Consider the following 15,526-nt stretch of genomic DNA (forward strand, 5'->3'; position numbering starts at 1 on the left):
CACTGTTAACTGTTAACTGATTTTATGTCCCATCTCCACATTGATGATTTCAGCCATGACGTAGCCCGCATCCTGATGCAGGCCTACATGAGCTTTCCCCGTCCCGGCGCGCTCTATGTAGAAGACATTATCGGCCCCACTGAAGTGGATGATGTAGGCCTGCACAGCAGCCGTCATATGGCCTGTCTTGGTGCCATGTTATGGCTGGCAGATGAAGGCTGGCTGCGTTACCAAGCCACCATTTTTCATGAAGGGCTGGAGCAGGCGGTACTGACCAACAAGGCATTTGTCCTGCTGACCTCCCTGAGCGACCTGCGTTTAGACAATCCCGATCCGCAATTGCCCGCCACGGTACAACATGAAAAAGCGACCCTGGCGGAACAGTTCATGCAGGCCATCCGCGCCCAGGACTCGGTCCGCACCACCGCTGTGGTGCGTTATCTGTTATCCCGGCAACCGGAACCGGTCTGTGCCGAGGAGTTTGCTGAACTGATCAAACCCGATACGCCTGAGAGCGATGAGGAATGGTTGTAAATTGAGCAGCGAGTAACGCATTACCAAACCCTATTCTCTCAGTTATCCAGTTCCTCAGGACGAGTGTAGCGATAATGCACCGTCTTCAGTGCCGGCTCCCCTGCTTCGTCAAAACCCTCGGTCCCAGGCAGACGCGCCCCCCATTCCGCTCCGGGCAGGTTGTCTGCAACACATTGCTCCAGCCACGCGTAATCCAGCCAAGGCGCGTTCACACACGCGAGGATTTCGGCCTCAGGTGCCAGCAATTTGTGCAGCTTGCGCAGCACCTTGGGATAATCCTTCTCCACCATGAAACTGCCCTTCTGGGCGCTTGGCGGATCAATCACAATGATGTCGTACCGGCCAAGACTGTGGAGTTTCTTCCAGCTGCGGAAAATATTGTGGGGCAGGTAGTGCACTTTGGCGCCCTGGAAGCCATTCAGGGCATGGTTCTGCTTGCCAAGTGTGAGCGCCGCATCAGACAGATCAATATTGACCACCGACTCAGCCCCTCCAGCCAGCGCGGCTACCGAAAAGCTGCAAGTGAAACTGAACAGGTTAAGCACCTTCTTGCCCGCTGCCCGCTCTTGAATCCAGCGACGCCCCTCTGCCATATCGGCAAAAAAACCCAGGTTCTGCCCACGCTGAAAGTCCAGTTTGTACCGCAGCCCCTCCTCCTTCGCGACTGGCTCAGCGGGCAACTCACCACAAACCAATTCGTTATCTGCCTTGCCGTCATAACGGTGCTGTACCACCAGGGTGTCGCACTCGAGGGACGCAAGGACGCTCTCAAGGCATTCCTTGAGCGCCACCAGGGTCTGCGTATCCTGCTCGCGAAAAATCGTCGCTACCAATATGGGCTGGAAGCGGTCAATGGTGAGCCATTCCAGCTCCGGCACGGTCTTGCCACGGCCATGAAAATAGCGAATTTTGGTGCTTTCAGAAGGAACCAGATACGGCGCCAACAGGTCAGATAATTGGGAAGCGGACATAGGGTATATCGGGATCAGGATCGTCGAGGGGTGCAGAGTATCGCATACCTTGACTCCCAACGCGCCGCCCCCATTTATTCACTTCCAATATGAAACATGGAGAAACACCACGATGATGCGCATCGCGCTTTATCTTCTGACCAACCTGGCGGTGGTTGTGGTCGCCAGTATTACCCTCAGCCTGCTGGGGGTGAACAGCTACTTTGCGGCATCCGGTAGCGGCCTGGATCTCACCAGCCTGCTGATCTTCAGTGCAGTATTCGGCTTTGCCGGATCACTGATCTCTCTGTTCATTTCCAAGCCCATGGCCAAGTGGTCTGCGCGGGTGAAGATCATTGATCAGCCCACCGACCAGCGAGAGCGCTGGTTGCTGGATACCGTGAAGGAGCTGTCTGACAAGGCTGGCATCAAGATGCCGGAGGTAGGTATCTTCCCCGCTCAGCAATCCAACGCTTTTGCCACAGGCTGGAACCGCAATGATGCACTGGTAGCCGTTTCCCAGGGATTGCTGACCCGTTTTCGCCCTGAGGAAATTCGCGCCGTGCTGGCCCACGAAATTGGCCACGTGGCCAACGGCGATATGGTCACACTTAGCCTGATTCAAGGTGTGGTGAACACCTTTGTGATCTTTGCTGCGCGTGTGGTGGGCTACCTCGTGGACAGTTTCATGCGCCGCAGTGACGGCTCTGGAGGGCTGGGCTTTGGTTATTACATCGTGGTGTTCATTGCCGAAATCGTGTTTGGCATTGCAGCCAGCGCCATCGTCATGTGGTTCTCGCGCTTTCGCGAATATCGCGCAGATGAAGCCGGCGCAGAACTGGCCGACCGCAACAGCATGATTGCCGCCCTGCAGCGCCTGAAGTCAGAGTACGAAGTACCCAACCAGATGCCCGACACCCTGGTAGCCTTCGGTATCAACTCCGGCTTCAAACAAGGCCTGAAAGCCATGTTCTCCTCCCACCCGCCCCTGGATGACCGTATCCGCGCACTGCAGAAGCAGTGAACAGCGACGCGACCCAGGCGTGCTGTTTACCCAAACAATGAGGCCGCGCCCATAGTCTGGACGCGGCCTCTAACGTTTAAACCCAGTCCAGCCAAGACCGCGCCGCTGTTCACTATTCACTGTTAACGGTTCACTGCTCCATCCGTCGCTACCCGATAAAGAATCTGATCCTCATACCCCGTGGTCACCGGCCAGAGCCCACACAGCTCCCGGTCCAGTTCCGCATCACCGCTATCCACCAGTAATGGTCGCCCATCCAGAGTATTAAGCTTGGTTCGGGTTGCCAGGATCTGGATATTTTCCTTGCCCAGACGGCGGATCAGCGACGGACTGAATTGCTGGTTACCACGACCAAATAAATGTCCTTGGCCACCAATCACCGTAATGACGGCTTTGGCGGGCTGGTCACCGATCAAGGCCAGCAGCGCCTCGGCCCCAAGGTCAGACGCTACCAACTCCCCGTTGTACACCGCATCGACGCCAAGCAAAGTGTTATCGAGTCCCAGCTGCTCCATCACCACCGCCACGGTGGAGCCAGATCCCATCAGATACCAGGTGTCCGCTTCCATGCTGTCCGCTATCCAGGCGGCCACCTCTGTCACCACCAAATCCTCAACTTCACGCCCCCCGCATTTCACCTGCTGCAGGTAACGGGCCTCTGCAGGCACCTGGAGCTCACCGTAGTGTCGAGCTTTCACTACCCCCTGTCGGAACGCTTCTTCATCAATATCCCGGACGTCTGCTTGCTGGAGAGCAACCAGACTCCCCTCTGCCAGTTCCCGCAACAGGCTGGCAGCCGCTTCGGGGTTCACTGCATACACCGCCGAATGCATCTTGCACCCTGCCGGCACACCAAGTACGGGCAATGACTGGCCCACCGCATCCACCAGATCACGGGCGGTTCCATCTCCTCCCGCGAACAACAACAGCTCTGCACCGGCCGCTTTCAAGTCTTTCGCCGCCTGTCGGGTATCGGACGAACCACTGGGCATAGAGGATTCGCCAACCACGTCAAAGGCCAGACCTGCATCCCGGCAGCTCTGCTCACCCATCAAACCACCCCAGGTGAGCAAAGTGACATTGGACAGACCCGCCAGCGAAGAAAGAGCGCGGGACATCCGCTCTGGCGCCTGCTGGGTTGCACCACGGCGCAGGGCCTCATCGCGGGTCGCCTCACCATCACTTCCCTTGAGTGCCACGCTGCCACCGATGCCCGCATAGGGATTCACCAGTACGCCAATAACAAGGGGTTGCCGTTCTTTCATAAAAGGGTCATATCCGGAAACAAAAATGGCGTTGCTGACGATCACTCGTCAGGCAACCATGAGTATTGTGAACCACGCAAAGGGCAACAGCCATGAATGTGAACAGCCATCAAGCCAAGACCCAGTTCAACGGTGCCGCCGTGATTGACGAAACAGGCCGGGAAATCCCGATTACCGAGGCAATGATCCAGGAAGCGTGTGAAAACCTGGCCCAAAGCTGGGATTTCCCCCTGCCCTCTGCACGTCGCCTCAACCCGGCGCAAACAGGGCGTCAAGAATCGGCCTGAAAGGCACCGCTGCACTCCCCTGCCAGAGCCAACGATGCATTTCCTGCCGCAGAGGGTAGCGCTTTCTCAGTTGATCAAATGCGGCAGCAGAATTTTCCTCGTTCAAGCTCTCCTGCAAGCGCGAATAATCATCGGGTAGCCGATAGGCCGTTTGCAGCAGGGACAATAAGTCTCTCTCATCCTGCACGTCCTGAGCCAGCACACCTAGCGCGGTAGCCTTCTGTCCTTCAGGTGCAACTATCCCGCGCCATTTGCAGAAAGCGTCATACACCATCCGCGTACCGTTCTCCTTTCCTTGCACGCTATAGCCGGCAATGTGTGGACTCCCCCACATCACCCGATCCAGCAAATCGCCAGGTACGTGTGGCTCTTCTTCCCAGACATCCAGCACAGAAGCAGGCCCCTTGCCCTCCCGTAGCAAGGACTCCAGCGCCCGGTTATCGACAACCGGCCCCCGGCAGGTATTGATCAAAATGCGATTCGCGCCCATTGCCGCAAGGCGCTCGTGATGCAAGAGATGTCGGGTAGCTGCAGGGCCGGTATCGGTGAGCGGCACATGCAACGTGAGCACATCGCAATCCAGCAGTGCATCAATGGATTCCAATCGATAGCCAACGTCTACGCCCTGCTCGGCCAGAGGCGGATCACAAGCCCGTACCGTCATCCCCAGCGCCTGCATCCATTGAGCAACACGCCTTCCAACATTCCCCATGCCCACCACACCGATGGACAATGATGAAGCAGCCCGGCCCTGTTTCTGGCAAACCAGCAACAATGCCTGCAAGACATATTCTGCCACCGCCCGCGCATTACAGCCCGGAGCATGGGCGAACGCCCTTTGTGTTTCCTGCAACCACTGTTGGTCTACATGATCTGTGCCGATGGTGGCCGAGCCGACAAACCTGACAGGGCTATCTGCCAGAAGTTCTGCGTTCACCCGGGTAACCGAACGGACCAGCAAAACATCCGCATCAGCCACGGTGGACGGATTCATCTGCCTTCCATCCACCGGGACAACCTGGCCATGCGCGGCAAACAGCTCCAGGCCCGGCATATTGGCATCGGCGACAATTTTCATTGCATAGGTTCCCTGAGTCAGCTGCGCAGCAATTTCGCTGCTACACGGGCAATGGACGCCGCATAGCTGCTGCCAAACAAATTGAAGTGGTTGAGCAGGTGGTAGAGATCGTAAACCCACCATCTGCAGCGTAAATCTGCATCAGGCGTAGCCCCCATATAGGTAAGATAAAAGCTCTCGGGGGTGCTTCCGAACAGGGCCATCATGGCAAGGTCCACCTGTGGGTCGCCATAGTAGCAGGCTGGATCATAAAAAACGGGGGTATCGCCCGTTAGCGCGAAGTTGCCCGACCAGAGATCGCCATGCAACAAGGCGGAAGCCGGCCTGTCCGGCAGCCAGTCCGCCAGACGGGCAATCACTTTGTCGACATCCCTGCGAACAGCCGCAGGCAGCGCTATAGCTCGATCCAGTTGAGGCTGCAGGCGACACTCAGCAAAGAACCGCTGCCATGAATCATCGCTATGGTTGCGCTGAATGCTGCCACCGATGTAATTGTCTGCAAACCGGCCATAGCCCTCGCCTGCGGGCTGATGGAGCCGGGCCAGCGCGAGAGCGACAGCTTGCCAGTCCTCGCTGCTCTGGGGTGCCCGCAGAGTCAGGTGCTCAAGAATGATCACACCGGCATGCTCGACCTGAACTGAAGACAGGACTCGAGGAACGCGCACATGGGCAGAGAGCGCCTCAAGCGCCGACACCTCACTCTGCAAGATCTCAGCATTTTCGTGAATTTTGAAGAATAAAAAGGCGCCGTTAACTACCATTTCGCCGGAAACAGCAGTATCCCCACCCCCCTTGAAGGTCGGCTCAAACGCTCCAGAGTGGCCCATTTTGTCCAGCGCAGTCCGCAGTAGAAGCTCGTATTTCATGCAGTGCGACTCGTGACTTATGCGAATTATTGACGGTGCAGGCTTGTAAAATTGCCTTTAGGGTCAATTTTACCGGCGCATTGGCCTTGATTTAAGCCGTTCTTCTGAATTACAACTAGTGCTACTGCCGGATGATCTGGCTCATAACAACAAAATAAGCGATCGCAAGCCCATGAAAGCATTCTTTTCCCTGTGCAGCGCTCTGGTTTTGGCGCTGTACTCGCCGTTTAGTGTTGCCAGTGATGATGGACTTTCCGAACAAATCCGTCAGTTAAAAAACCAGGCCCTGAACCTGAACAGGGACCTCACCCTGCTGGAACGGGAACTGCTCTACGCCACACCGCAAACCAGTATTTTTGTTTCGGTAGATGTAGGCACCCCGATTCGTCTGGTCGACATCAACCTGACCATCGATGGCGAGCACGTCGGATACCATTTCTATACCGATCAAGAGTTTGAAGCCCTGACCAAAGGCGGCATTCAGCGCCTCTACACAGGCAATCTCACCAGCGGTCGCCATGAGCTTGAAGCCACCATCACCGGCTACGACCCTCAGGGCAAGGACTACCAGAAAACTACCAGCTATGCCTTCACCAAAGGGGCCGGTAAAAAGATGGTGGAAATGCAGGTAGTGGACGACCTCAACAACCAACAGCACAAATTTGAATTCCGTGAATGGAATCAGCAATGAAGCAGCCCCCACTGAAAAAGTGGCTGCTTGCGGCTTGCATTGCCGGAACATGTGCAACGACACAGGCAGCCAATGTCGAGTTCTTTGACGACATTGATACCGGCCCTACTCCGCTGACACTTGAGCAGCACCGCTATCTTTCGTTTGGCGAAGTCATGTATGACTACTATCGCCACGCCACTTTTGACGCCATCAATCAGCTGCTGGTCAACCAGCAACTTGAGCTTTTTGACGAAGATACCGATTACGCCGAGCTGCTGCTGGGTGATCTGTATGTGACCTATGGTCTGCCAGACAGCGCAGAAACCATTTTCAACCGGCTGCTCAAGAAAGACATTCTCAGCCACACCCGGGCCCAGACCTGGCTGCACAAGGCAGCCCTGCATTACCGGGAAGGCAATCTGACCGAAGCCGCCATGATCCTTGACGGCAAAAAAGTCGACGGGCTCGAAGCTGCCGATGAGGCTCGCCGCAAACTGATGCTGGCCAACATTCTGATGGCAGAAGGAGACTTCAGCGGTGCGTTGGATTACCTCAATGGTGTGCCAATTGAAACCGACGAAGGCCGTTATGCCACTTACAATATGGGCGTCGCGCTGGTCCGCGGCGGTCACGAGAAACAAGGCCTCGCCCTCCTTAACTCGCTCCTGAATCAGTCCGCAGACAGTGACCAGGCGCTGGCGCTGCGCGATCGCGCCGCACTGGCAGCCGGTCTCACCCAGCTTCGCAGCGGCGCCCTGGAGGGGGCACAGGCAGCACTTAGGCAGGTGCGTAGCGATGGCCCCTTCTCAGAAGATGCCTTGCTGGCTCTGGGCCTCACCAATTACCGTGCTGGTGCCATCAAACGTGCCCTGCCACTCTGGCTGGAGGCCGTGAGCCGTAACAGTAGCCACCCCTCCGTACAGGAAGCCTTGATGCTGGCACCCCGAGCCTATGAAGAACTGGGGGGAATGCCCCAGGCACTTGCGGGCTACAAATATGCCGCCACTCAATATCGTGAGGCACTCAAGGATCTTCAACGGGCCATTGAGAACATTCAGCGCTCAGGCTGGGCCGACAACCTGCTCCCCGAAGATATCAATGATGCTGGCTTTCTGCCCGCCAACAGCGACGATATGGCGCAGGGCGGCGAACTTTCCTACCTGTACAAGCTGTTTTCCAGCAATGCTTTTGCCCAGCGTTTCGAACATTACCGGCAAATTCACCAGATCAAACTAATGGTTGAGCACTGGGAGCGTTCGCTGCCCGCTTTGGTCGAGTCCTATCAGATTCAGCAACAGACCCTCGCCCGCAACCTGCCCAATGTTCGGCAAGCCATCAACCAGCATCAGAAAGAGCAGGAACAACTGATGATGGCCAGTGACAAGCTGGGCATGGAGATTCCCAACTTTGTGGATATGAGTAGCCCGGAAGACGTGGCAAACGCTGAGCAGGCGATTATGTGGCAAAAGGTGGACTCAATGGCCAAGCAGTTCGGCAGCTTGCCCGGCTCTACCCATAGCAATGCCCTGCGCCTGCGCCGCATGCGAGGCTTGTTACTTTGGGATATTGCCCACCAGTCGGTAGAACAAAGAGAAAAACAGATTCAGGCTTCCAAAGAACTTGAAGAGGAAAGTCGCATTCTGGCAGAGCGTGTGGCAGCGGTGAGTCTGCAGATTCGCGATGCGACCTTGCGCACCAGAGATGACCTGGGCCAGCGTCTGGCGCAGCAACAAAGCCGGATCAATGAAATCAAGCGTATGTCAGAAGCCACCCTTGAAGCACTGGAACAAAGCATGCAAGACGACGCCCTCGCCCTGCTCCGCGCCAACCAGAAAAAACTGGCTGACCAGTTAGCAGAGGCTCATCTGGCGGTGGCGCGACTGCAAGACACTTCCGCTTCCGGGGATACTAAACAGAGGACAGGATCGTGAACCGTTTTCGCCTGCACAGCCTGGCTGCGGCAGTCATTGCACTTAGCGGCTGCGCCAGTGGCCCCACCGGCGGCACGCTGGATCAACAGGCCCGATTCGGTGGCACCACACTGGCAGATCTGGAAAGCACAGATATCGTCATTGAGGAACAGCAGCTGGACAGCGCCACCACCCAGGATGCCCTTGCCAGCTACCGCCAGGCAGCAGAACTGTTTGATGACCCTGAACGCCGCGCCAAAACCCTGCGGCGAATGGCTGACCTCGCCCTGTCCTCCGCTACCGAAAAGGACATGGCCGCGATCCAGGAAGATAACGAGCGCCTGGAGCGGGAAGTCGACCAGATGGTGTATCAAAACACCATGGAACAGGTAAGCACCACCTCGGATACCCAGCGCAAACTGGCGCTGCTGGATCAGGCTGAGAACATGGCCCCCACCGTGGCCGATGAAAATGTGGATTACACCACTGCCATCTCCCTGTATCAGGAACTTCTTAACAACACACAGAACCCTGACGAGCGCGCGGAAGCCTATTACCTGCTATCCAAGGCCTACGCCATGGATGGCGACCTGGATCGTGCCCGTGAAAGTCTGGACAGTCTGGTGGAACAGTATCCCGACAGTGAATGGGCACTGGAAGCACAATTCCGTCGTGGCGAGATGCTGTTCTCCGATGGCGATTTCGAGTATGCCGAGCGGGCCTATGCGGATGTGATCCGCCGCGGGAAAGGCAACGAATTCTATAATCAGGCGCTCTACAAGCAGGGCTGGAGCCACTACAAGCTGGGTGATTACACCCCCGCTCTTGGCAGTTTCTTTACCTTGCTGGATACATTGAACGGGCACTCCGAGCTGGACAACGACACCAGCATGGAAAACAAACTGTTCAACGATACCCAGCGAGTGGTGGGCTTGACCTTTACCAATCTTGACGGCGCAGAATCCGCTCGCAAATGGTTTGCGCGTAACGGTCAGCGGGATTACGAACCGGACGTCTATCGCACTCTTGGTCAGGTTTATCTCGGCCAGGAACGCTTCCGCGATGCAGCAGAAACGTTCGACATGTTCGTCACCGTGTATCCGGATTCCGAACTGGCGCCCGAATTTTCCAGCCTGCAGATCGATTCCTATCAAAAAGGCGGCTTCCCCACCCTGGTGCTGCCGGCCAAGGAAAAATTCGTCCAGCATTACGGGATCTCAAGCGATTACTGGAATCGCCATCCCGATATTCGGGAACAGTACGTAGACCTGCTCAAGGGCCATATTCTGGATCTCGCAGAATACCATCACGTCCTTGCCCAGAAGTCTGGCAAGCCTGCTGACTACCGTGCCCCCGCCAGCTGGTACAAGCAGTATCTGGACACTCCACCACCAAGCAGCAGCCAGGGTGAGGTGAACCATCGTTATGCGGATGTTCTGTTCGCCGCCCAGGACTACCCGGCCGCCATCGCCGAATTTGAGCGAACGGCTTACACCTATCAGGAGTACCCGGAAGCCTCCACAGCCGCGTATTCCGCCCTGGTTGCCTACCAGAAGACACTCGCAAATCCGTCTCTTTCTGATGAGCAAGCATCTGTGTGGCGCGATCAGAAAATTGCCAGCTCGCAAAAATTCGGACAGACCTTCCCGGCGCACCCGGAAGTACCCAATGTGCTCCGCAATACTGCAGAAGACCAACTGGCACAGAACGATATCCCGGGGGCAGTGAAAACCGCAGGCATTCTGGTCAATCGCCAGCCGCCGCCCGCCAACGATTTGCTTCGCTACGGCTGGTCCACCATTGGTAATGGTGAATTTGATCTGGCCAACTACCCGGTCGCAGAATTTGCCTACGGCAAACTGCTGCTACTGGAAATGCCGGCAACCGAACGGGCAGAATATCGGGAAAAGCTGGCAGTCAGCATCTACCGACAGGCTGAGGCCCAGCAAACCGCTGGCCAATTCGACCTGGCTGCCACCACCTTCCTGCGTGTAGGCCAAACCGTCCCGGAAGCGGCGGTTCGCAAAAACGCAGAATTCGATGCTGCCACCCTCTACATCAATCAGGGGCGCGGTGCAGATGCCATCCCGGTACTGGAAGCGTTCAGAACCCGCTACCCCAATGACCCGCTTACCGAGACCATTCCTGACAAGCTGGCGGTGGCCTACGAGAAGCAGGGTAACTACACCGCAGCGGCTGGCGAACTTGCTCTCATCGCTGCCAACTACAAGGGCGAAGATGACGAACTGTCACGCCAGGCGCTATGGAAAGCGGCTGAAATGCAAGACCGGGCCAATCAACCTGATGCCTCCATTGCGCTCTACCAACAATATCTGCAGGAATGGCCCCAGCCCTATGATTTCCGGTCCGAAGCCCAGTTCAGATTGGTTGAGCTGAACCGCAAGACAGGCAACGCTGGACAAGAAACCTACTGGCTGAAGCAGCTGGTCAACAGTTACCGGGAAGCCGGCAGTAACGCTTCGGATCGCGTTGCCTGGTTGGCGGCCTATGCCAGCTTTACACTGGCGGAACCTAACTTCCAGAAGTTCAACACCATCAAACTGGGGCAGCCACTGAAGACTTCCCTTGCTGAGAAAACAACCGTGATGAAATCGGCCCTGGCCGATTATCAAGCCGTTGCCAGCATAGGAGTGGCAGAGTTTGCCACTGCTGCCAACTACAAGATTGGTGAGATGTACCGGGTCCTGGCCAAGGATCTGATTGGCTCCGAACGACCAGCTGGTCTGGATGAGCTTGAACTTGAAGAGTACACCATGCTGCTGGAAGACAAAGCCCTGCCCTACGAGGATCAGGCCATCGACATTCTTATCGCCAATGCCAACCTGGTCACAGATGACATCTACGATCAGTGGGTAAAAAAGAGTTTCGGGGCTCTGGCAGAACTGATTCCTGGCCGTTATGCGAAGTTTGAACAGGTTGAGAGCCATGTGGACATTATTTACTGATTCATCACGTTACCAGCGCCTGCCGCTGGCCGCCCTGTCCCTGACCTTCGCCCTGGTCATGTCCGGCTGTGCAACCAATACCGGTAGCAGCGGACTGGAAGGCAGCGCAGAGGGACACACCAGCAAGTATCAGGGACAAAAAGAAGGCGGCGCGGCAGCAGACAGTGACGCCATTCACATTCCTCCGGTTCCCCACGCTCCGGAAGCGGAAAAAATAGCCCAACAGGCCATGGCAGAATACGCTCGTGCCCTGCAGACTCGCATGGCGGGTAACAACAAGCAGGCGCTTGTCATGTTCCAGTCACTGGCTGCGCGCTACCCGCAGCTCTCCGGCCCCAAGCTGAACGTGGGGCTGATTTATATGGAACAGGAAGACTACGAAAATGCAGAAAAGGCATTCCGGGAATGCCTGGCCGTCAACAACGCCAACCCCTACGCCCACAATGGTTTGGGGTTGGCACTGCGGGAACAGGGGCAATTTTCTGAATCGCGCAGTCACTACGAACAAGCCCTCGCGCTTGACCCCAAATATGCCCGCGCCCATTTCAACCTTGCGGTGCTGGGTGAACTTTACCTGCAGGATCTGCCATTGGCACTCAACCACTTCCGTGCCTATCAGAACCTGCAAAAACAGGCGGACAGCAATGTCACCAACTGGATCGCAGATCTGGAAAACCGTGTCCCTGATGCACCCAGCCAGCCCGTAGCCGGCAATGGTGCCGGAGAAAACGCAGGAGGTGTTAACTGATGCGTATCAGAACGCTCATCGGCAGTCTCGCACTGACCATGGCTGCCGCGGCCCAGGCAGAGAACAATCCGCAACCGGAAGCGGCAACCAATGTTATTGGCACACAGGAAGCCCCCACCGTTCTCAACGTGGTGCCCTGGAAAGACCGTGAAGTAAAACTGGAAAAGAAAGATCCCACATCTTCACTGCTGAACAGGGTCCTCGAACCTCTGGACCAGGAAGTGTTGATGCGTGAAATCGAATACCACCAACTCCTGACCAGCGAACCGGATAATGATGGCCTGTTCCTGGACTAGAGCACTGAACCAGAGTTTACTGCTCCGCTGATTTCATTAGATGCGTACACTTCTTTTTTCTGATAAAAAATGACCTTTTGGGGAAGGCAACAGCAATAACAATCCAAATAGACTGCTGTCTGCCATATAAAACAACACAAACCAGCAACACCGCAGGAGAAGTCCATGCCCACCACCGCCACCGTTGCCGCACAGGATTCTGGCATCGTACAAACCTCCATCTCTTTTATTCAGGATGGCGGCTTTTTCATGTATCCCATTCTGATTGTTCTGGCCCTGGGTCTGGCACTCTCTCTGGAACGCATCATTTACCTGCAAGCTACCAAGGCCCGCAACCAGAAAACCTGGAAGGACGTTTACCCGCTGATCGCCAAAGGGCAATTCCGCCAGGCACTGGACGTAGTCAGCACCAGCAACACCGGCATGGCCAAAATTATCGGTTATGGTCTGGAGCGCGCCAAAACCGCCAAGCGTCACGATGATATCGAACTGGCCATGGAAGAAGGCCTGATGGAAGTCATTCCGCGTCTGGAAACTCGTACTCCCTACATCGCCACTTTCGCCAACATTGCCACCCTGCTCGGCCTGCTCGGTACCATTCTTGGTCTGATCAGCGCCTTTACCGCCGTCGCCAGTGCCGATCCGGCACAAAAAGCTGATCTGCTCTCAGCCTCCATTTCCGTTGCGATGAACACTACCGCCTTCGGTCTGATCGCTGCGATCCCGATGCTGCTGGCTTTCGCCTTCATCAACTCCATGACCGGCAAGATGGTCGACAGCATGGAAATGGCCTCGGTGAAATTCGTCAACGTGTTCCGCCAGGTATCTGCCCAGCAAGAGCGCAAGAACGACGGCCAATAAGCCGAATTCTTGTTTTCGCCAACCTGGTGTAAGGATCTGGTATGCGATTTCGCAGACGAAGTTCGCGTGACACCGAGGTGGAACTGAACATCACTGCCTTTCTTAACCTGATGGTAGTGTTGATTCCTTTTCTGCTGATCAATGCCGTGTTTGCTCAGGTCTCTATCCTGCAGCTGAACCTGCCGGCTATTAGTGACAGCAGCGCGCCCTCGGAAGACGACGAAAAAGAAAAGCTGGTACTGGAAGTACTGATCTATGAAAACCGCTATGAAGTGGTTGATCGTACCACCAGTGCTGTATTGAAAATTGTGGAAAACAAGGGCGAGGAACACGATAGCGCCGCTCTGCACAATTTTCTGGTGGATTTAAAGCAGAAATTCCCGAATGAAACTGCCGTCACACTGCTGTGTGAAGACGACACCCCGTACCGGGTCATGATCAAGACCATGGATGTGGTGCGCCTCTATGACACCAAAGTAAACGGCCAAAGCATCAAGAAGGAATTGTTCCCGAATATCAACATTGGTTCGGCCCCTTCCGATCAAGCAGCCAAAGCCGGAGGTGACGCGTGAAAAAATCAACCCGCGCCCGCCGCATGGCACGCCATCACGGCAAGCACAAGACGGTAGCTGCACTCAATTTGACTTCATTGATGGACATTTTCACCATCCTGCTGATTTTCCTGCTGGTGAATAACAACAATGCAGCCAAACTTCCGGACAACAAGGATATCCAGCTTCCCGAGTCCATTGCCCAGGAACTGCCCAGCGAAGTCCTGACTATCCAGGTGAGCCCTAGCGACATCATTGTTGAAGGGCAACGCATTGCGGGCACTGAAGCCGTACGGGAACAGGAAGAACGCACCGTCAAGGCACTCATTGACGAACTGCAGTTCCGTGCCTCCCAGTCTCTGGCAATCAACCCGGAAGATGAGCGGGAAATCATGATTCTCGCGGATCGGGATGTACCTTATGCGGTCATCAAGAAATTGATGCGCAGTTGTATGGAAACCCCATACACCAAGGTCGCCTTCGCTGTGCTGAAAGTCGCAGAGGAGGATAGTAATGACGCAGAATAACAATAATAAACTGCGCATCCTGATTGATGGCACCCTGCCGTGGGACAAGCAGGAGGGGGAAAATCGCCGCCTCTACGGCTTTGTCATCGTCGTTCTGCTTATCTGTTTGCTGCTCATGTTTGTGGTGGAATCGGTCACTATCGACAAACCGGATCGCCGCGAACAGCAGAAGATTCCTGAGCGTCTGGCGCAAATGGTTCTGGAGAAGAAAAAGGAACCACCACCGCCCGAGCCGGAACCTGAGCCCGAGCCAGAAGAGAAAAAAGAAGAACCCGAAAAGGAAGAGCCCAAACCCGAAGAGCCGAAGCCTGAGCCCAAGCCCGAGCCTCGCCCGGACCCGACTCCGGAGCTGCGCGAAGAAGCCAGAGCAACCGCCAAGGCCAAGCTTGAGGAAGACCTGGGGGATTCTCTCGCCGGGCTGGATGATATCGGGCCACTGGTCAGTGCCGGTGACGGGTTGCGCACGGGCGGTAGCAGCGAAGCCAAAGCCGAGCGCGACCTGATTGGCAAACGTGCCAGCGGAGGTTCTGGTGGCGTGGCAGTAGCCAAGGCATCCAGTGGTGGCGGCGGTGGAGGTACCCTCTCCTCCGGTACGGTGGGCACCGGCAAGGTCGACAGCAAGATCGCGGAATCCGGTCAGGTTGCCAGTACCACTCGTAAAGGCAGCGATGGCAAGAGTCGACGAACCCAGGAGCAACTACGCCGGGTATTTGATCGCTATGCAGGCAAGTTCAACAGCCAGTATCAGCGGGCATTGCGCAGCAACCCTGCCCTGCAGGGAACGGTTGTGCTGTCTCTCGTGATTGCGCCAAGCGGTGAAGTGACCGATGCCAAGATCAAGTCCAGTCAGCTAAATGATCCGACACTCGAACGTCGAATCCTGCTGATCACCAAGGGCATGAATTTTGGTGCCATGAATGTGGAAACCTGGAAGGGTGACTACAAGCTAAACTTCTTCCCGAACTGATCAATTCTTCGGAAAGACAATAA

16 protein-coding genes are annotated in these 15,526 nt (G+C 55.9%); 12 read left to right on the forward strand and 4 right to left on the reverse strand.

The annotated features are described in order from the left end of the window. Window positions 1-24: 24 nt before the first annotated feature. Window positions 25-534, forward strand: a complete 510-nt coding sequence (locus tag Y5S_RS17510; protein WP_052041695.1) for a hypothetical protein — start codon at window positions 25-27, stop codon at window positions 532-534. Between the two features lie 38 nt (window positions 535-572). On the opposite strand, the gene Y5S_RS17515 is transcribed toward Y5S_RS17510, so the two are convergent. Further along, window positions 573-1,505 (reverse strand): class I SAM-dependent methyltransferase, encoded by a 933-nt coding sequence (locus Y5S_RS17515; protein ID WP_035234928.1) that lies wholly within the window; start codon window positions 1,503-1,505, stop codon window positions 573-575. Window positions 1,506-1,617: 112 nt separating this feature from the next. On the opposite strand from Y5S_RS17515, the gene htpX reads away from it, so the two are divergent. Beyond that, the gene (gene htpX, locus Y5S_RS17520; protein WP_035234929.1) at window positions 1,618-2,508 is read left to right on the forward strand and encodes a protease HtpX; all 891 of its coding nucleotides are present in this window, start codon (window positions 1,618-1,620) and stop codon (window positions 2,506-2,508) included. Between the two features lie 122 nt (window positions 2,509-2,630). On the opposite strand, the gene Y5S_RS17525 is transcribed toward htpX, so the two are convergent. Next, window positions 2,631-3,773 carry an ATP-NAD kinase family protein gene (locus tag Y5S_RS17525; RefSeq protein ID WP_035234930.1) on the reverse strand — a complete coding sequence of 381 codons (1,143 nt, stop codon included), beginning with the start codon at window positions 3,771-3,773 and terminating at the stop codon, window positions 2,631-2,633. A gap of 92 nt (window positions 3,774-3,865) precedes the next feature. Between Y5S_RS17525 and Y5S_RS17530 the strand changes: the two genes are divergently transcribed. Next, window positions 3,866-4,060, forward strand: a complete 195-nt coding sequence (locus tag Y5S_RS17530) for a PA1571 family protein (RefSeq protein ID WP_035234931.1) — start codon at window positions 3,866-3,868, stop codon at window positions 4,058-4,060. Here the strand turns inward: Y5S_RS17530 and Y5S_RS17535 are convergent. Both Y5S_RS17535 and Y5S_RS17540 read right to left on the reverse strand, forming a co-directional pair. After that, complete coding sequence (locus Y5S_RS17535) at window positions 4,023-5,138, reverse strand: 4-phosphoerythronate dehydrogenase (protein ID WP_035234932.1); 1,116 nt, start codon at window positions 5,136-5,138, stop codon at window positions 4,023-4,025. The genes Y5S_RS17530 and Y5S_RS17535 overlap by 38 nt on opposite strands. Before the next feature lie 17 nt (window positions 5,139-5,155). Next, window positions 5,156-6,004, reverse strand: a complete 849-nt coding sequence (locus Y5S_RS17540; RefSeq protein WP_231552738.1) for a fructosamine kinase family protein — start codon at window positions 6,002-6,004, stop codon at window positions 5,156-5,158. Window positions 6,005-6,176: 172 nt separating this feature from the next. Between Y5S_RS17540 and Y5S_RS17545 the strand changes: the two genes are divergently transcribed. The 9 genes from Y5S_RS17545 (at window position 6,177) to Y5S_RS17585 (ending at window position 15,503) form a co-directional block, all read left to right on the forward strand. Next, window positions 6,177-6,695, forward strand: a complete 519-nt coding sequence (locus Y5S_RS17545) for a hypothetical protein (RefSeq protein ID WP_052041698.1) — start codon at window positions 6,177-6,179, stop codon at window positions 6,693-6,695. Continuing rightward, a complete protein-coding gene (locus Y5S_RS17550) occupies window positions 6,692-8,608 on the forward strand; it encodes a tetratricopeptide repeat protein (RefSeq protein ID WP_035234933.1) in 1,917 nt (638 codons plus the stop codon). The genes Y5S_RS17545 and Y5S_RS17550 overlap by 4 nt, the downstream gene beginning before the upstream one ends. Beyond that, window positions 8,605-11,553, forward strand: coding sequence for a tetratricopeptide repeat protein (locus Y5S_RS17555; RefSeq protein ID WP_035234934.1), 2,949 nt, complete (start codon window positions 8,605-8,607; stop codon window positions 11,551-11,553). Before Y5S_RS17550 ends, Y5S_RS17555 begins: the two co-directional genes overlap by 4 nt. Continuing rightward, entirely contained in the window at window positions 11,534-12,301 is a 768-nt protein-coding gene (locus Y5S_RS17560) for a tetratricopeptide repeat protein (protein ID WP_081939823.1), read from the forward strand. Before Y5S_RS17555 ends, Y5S_RS17560 begins: the two co-directional genes overlap by 20 nt. After that, window positions 12,301-12,597 carry a hypothetical protein gene (locus Y5S_RS17565; RefSeq protein WP_035234935.1) on the forward strand — a complete coding sequence of 99 codons (297 nt, stop codon included), beginning with the start codon at window positions 12,301-12,303 and terminating at the stop codon, window positions 12,595-12,597. The genes Y5S_RS17560 and Y5S_RS17565 overlap by 1 nt, the downstream gene beginning before the upstream one ends. Before the next feature lie 165 nt (window positions 12,598-12,762). Next, entirely contained in the window at window positions 12,763-13,458 is a 696-nt protein-coding gene (locus Y5S_RS17570; RefSeq protein WP_052041696.1) for a MotA/TolQ/ExbB proton channel family protein, read from the forward strand. 41 nt (window positions 13,459-13,499) lie between these two features. Continuing rightward, a complete protein-coding gene (locus Y5S_RS17575) occupies window positions 13,500-14,030 on the forward strand; it encodes an ExbD/TolR family protein (protein WP_035234936.1) in 531 nt (176 codons plus the stop codon). Next, entirely contained in the window at window positions 14,027-14,536 is a 510-nt protein-coding gene (locus Y5S_RS17580) for an ExbD/TolR family protein (protein ID WP_035234937.1), read from the forward strand. Before Y5S_RS17575 ends, Y5S_RS17580 begins: the two co-directional genes overlap by 4 nt. After that, window positions 14,523-15,503, forward strand: coding sequence for an AgmX/PglI C-terminal domain-containing protein (locus Y5S_RS17585; RefSeq protein ID WP_035234938.1), 981 nt, complete (start codon window positions 14,523-14,525; stop codon window positions 15,501-15,503). The genes Y5S_RS17580 and Y5S_RS17585 overlap by 14 nt, the downstream gene beginning before the upstream one ends. Window positions 15,504-15,526: the final 23 nt, after the last annotated feature.

Source organism: Alcanivorax nanhaiticus, assembly GCF_000756665.1.
GTDB lineage: Bacteria > Pseudomonadota > Gammaproteobacteria > Pseudomonadales > Alcanivoracaceae > Alcanivorax > Alcanivorax nanhaiticus.

Excerpts from the sequence above, each read along its gene's own strand:
- Y5S_RS17510 (WP_052041695.1), top strand. The coding sequence starts at position 25 with ATGTCCCATCTCCACATTGATGATTTCAGCCATGACGTAGCCCGCATC.
- Y5S_RS17515 (WP_035234928.1), bottom strand. The coding sequence starts at position 1,505 with ATGTCCGCTTCCCAATTATCTGACCTGTTGGCGCCGTATCTGGTTCCT.
- htpX (WP_035234929.1), top strand. The coding sequence starts at position 1,618 with ATGATGCGCATCGCGCTTTATCTTCTGACCAACCTGGCGGTGGTTGTG.
- Y5S_RS17525 (WP_035234930.1), bottom strand. The coding sequence starts at position 3,773 with ATGAAAGAACGGCAACCCCTTGTTATTGGCGTACTGGTGAATCCCTAT.
- Y5S_RS17530 (WP_035234931.1), top strand. The coding sequence starts at position 3,866 with ATGAATGTGAACAGCCATCAAGCCAAGACCCAGTTCAACGGTGCCGCC.
- Y5S_RS17535 (WP_035234932.1), bottom strand. The coding sequence starts at position 5,138 with ATGAAAATTGTCGCCGATGCCAATATGCCGGGCCTGGAGCTGTTTGCC.
- Y5S_RS17540 (WP_231552738.1), bottom strand. The coding sequence starts at position 6,004 with ATGAAATACGAGCTTCTACTGCGGACTGCGCTGGACAAAATGGGCCAC.
- Y5S_RS17545 (WP_052041698.1), top strand. The coding sequence starts at position 6,177 with ATGAAAGCATTCTTTTCCCTGTGCAGCGCTCTGGTTTTGGCGCTGTAC.
- Y5S_RS17550 (WP_035234933.1), top strand. The coding sequence starts at position 6,692 with ATGAAGCAGCCCCCACTGAAAAAGTGGCTGCTTGCGGCTTGCATTGCC.
- Y5S_RS17560 (WP_081939823.1), top strand. The coding sequence starts at position 11,534 with ATGTGGACATTATTTACTGATTCATCACGTTACCAGCGCCTGCCGCTG.
- Y5S_RS17565 (WP_035234935.1), top strand. The coding sequence starts at position 12,301 with ATGCGTATCAGAACGCTCATCGGCAGTCTCGCACTGACCATGGCTGCC.
- Y5S_RS17570 (WP_052041696.1), top strand. The coding sequence starts at position 12,763 with ATGCCCACCACCGCCACCGTTGCCGCACAGGATTCTGGCATCGTACAA.
- Y5S_RS17575 (WP_035234936.1), top strand. The coding sequence starts at position 13,500 with ATGCGATTTCGCAGACGAAGTTCGCGTGACACCGAGGTGGAACTGAAC.
- Y5S_RS17585 (WP_035234938.1), top strand. The coding sequence starts at position 14,523 with ATGACGCAGAATAACAATAATAAACTGCGCATCCTGATTGATGGCACC.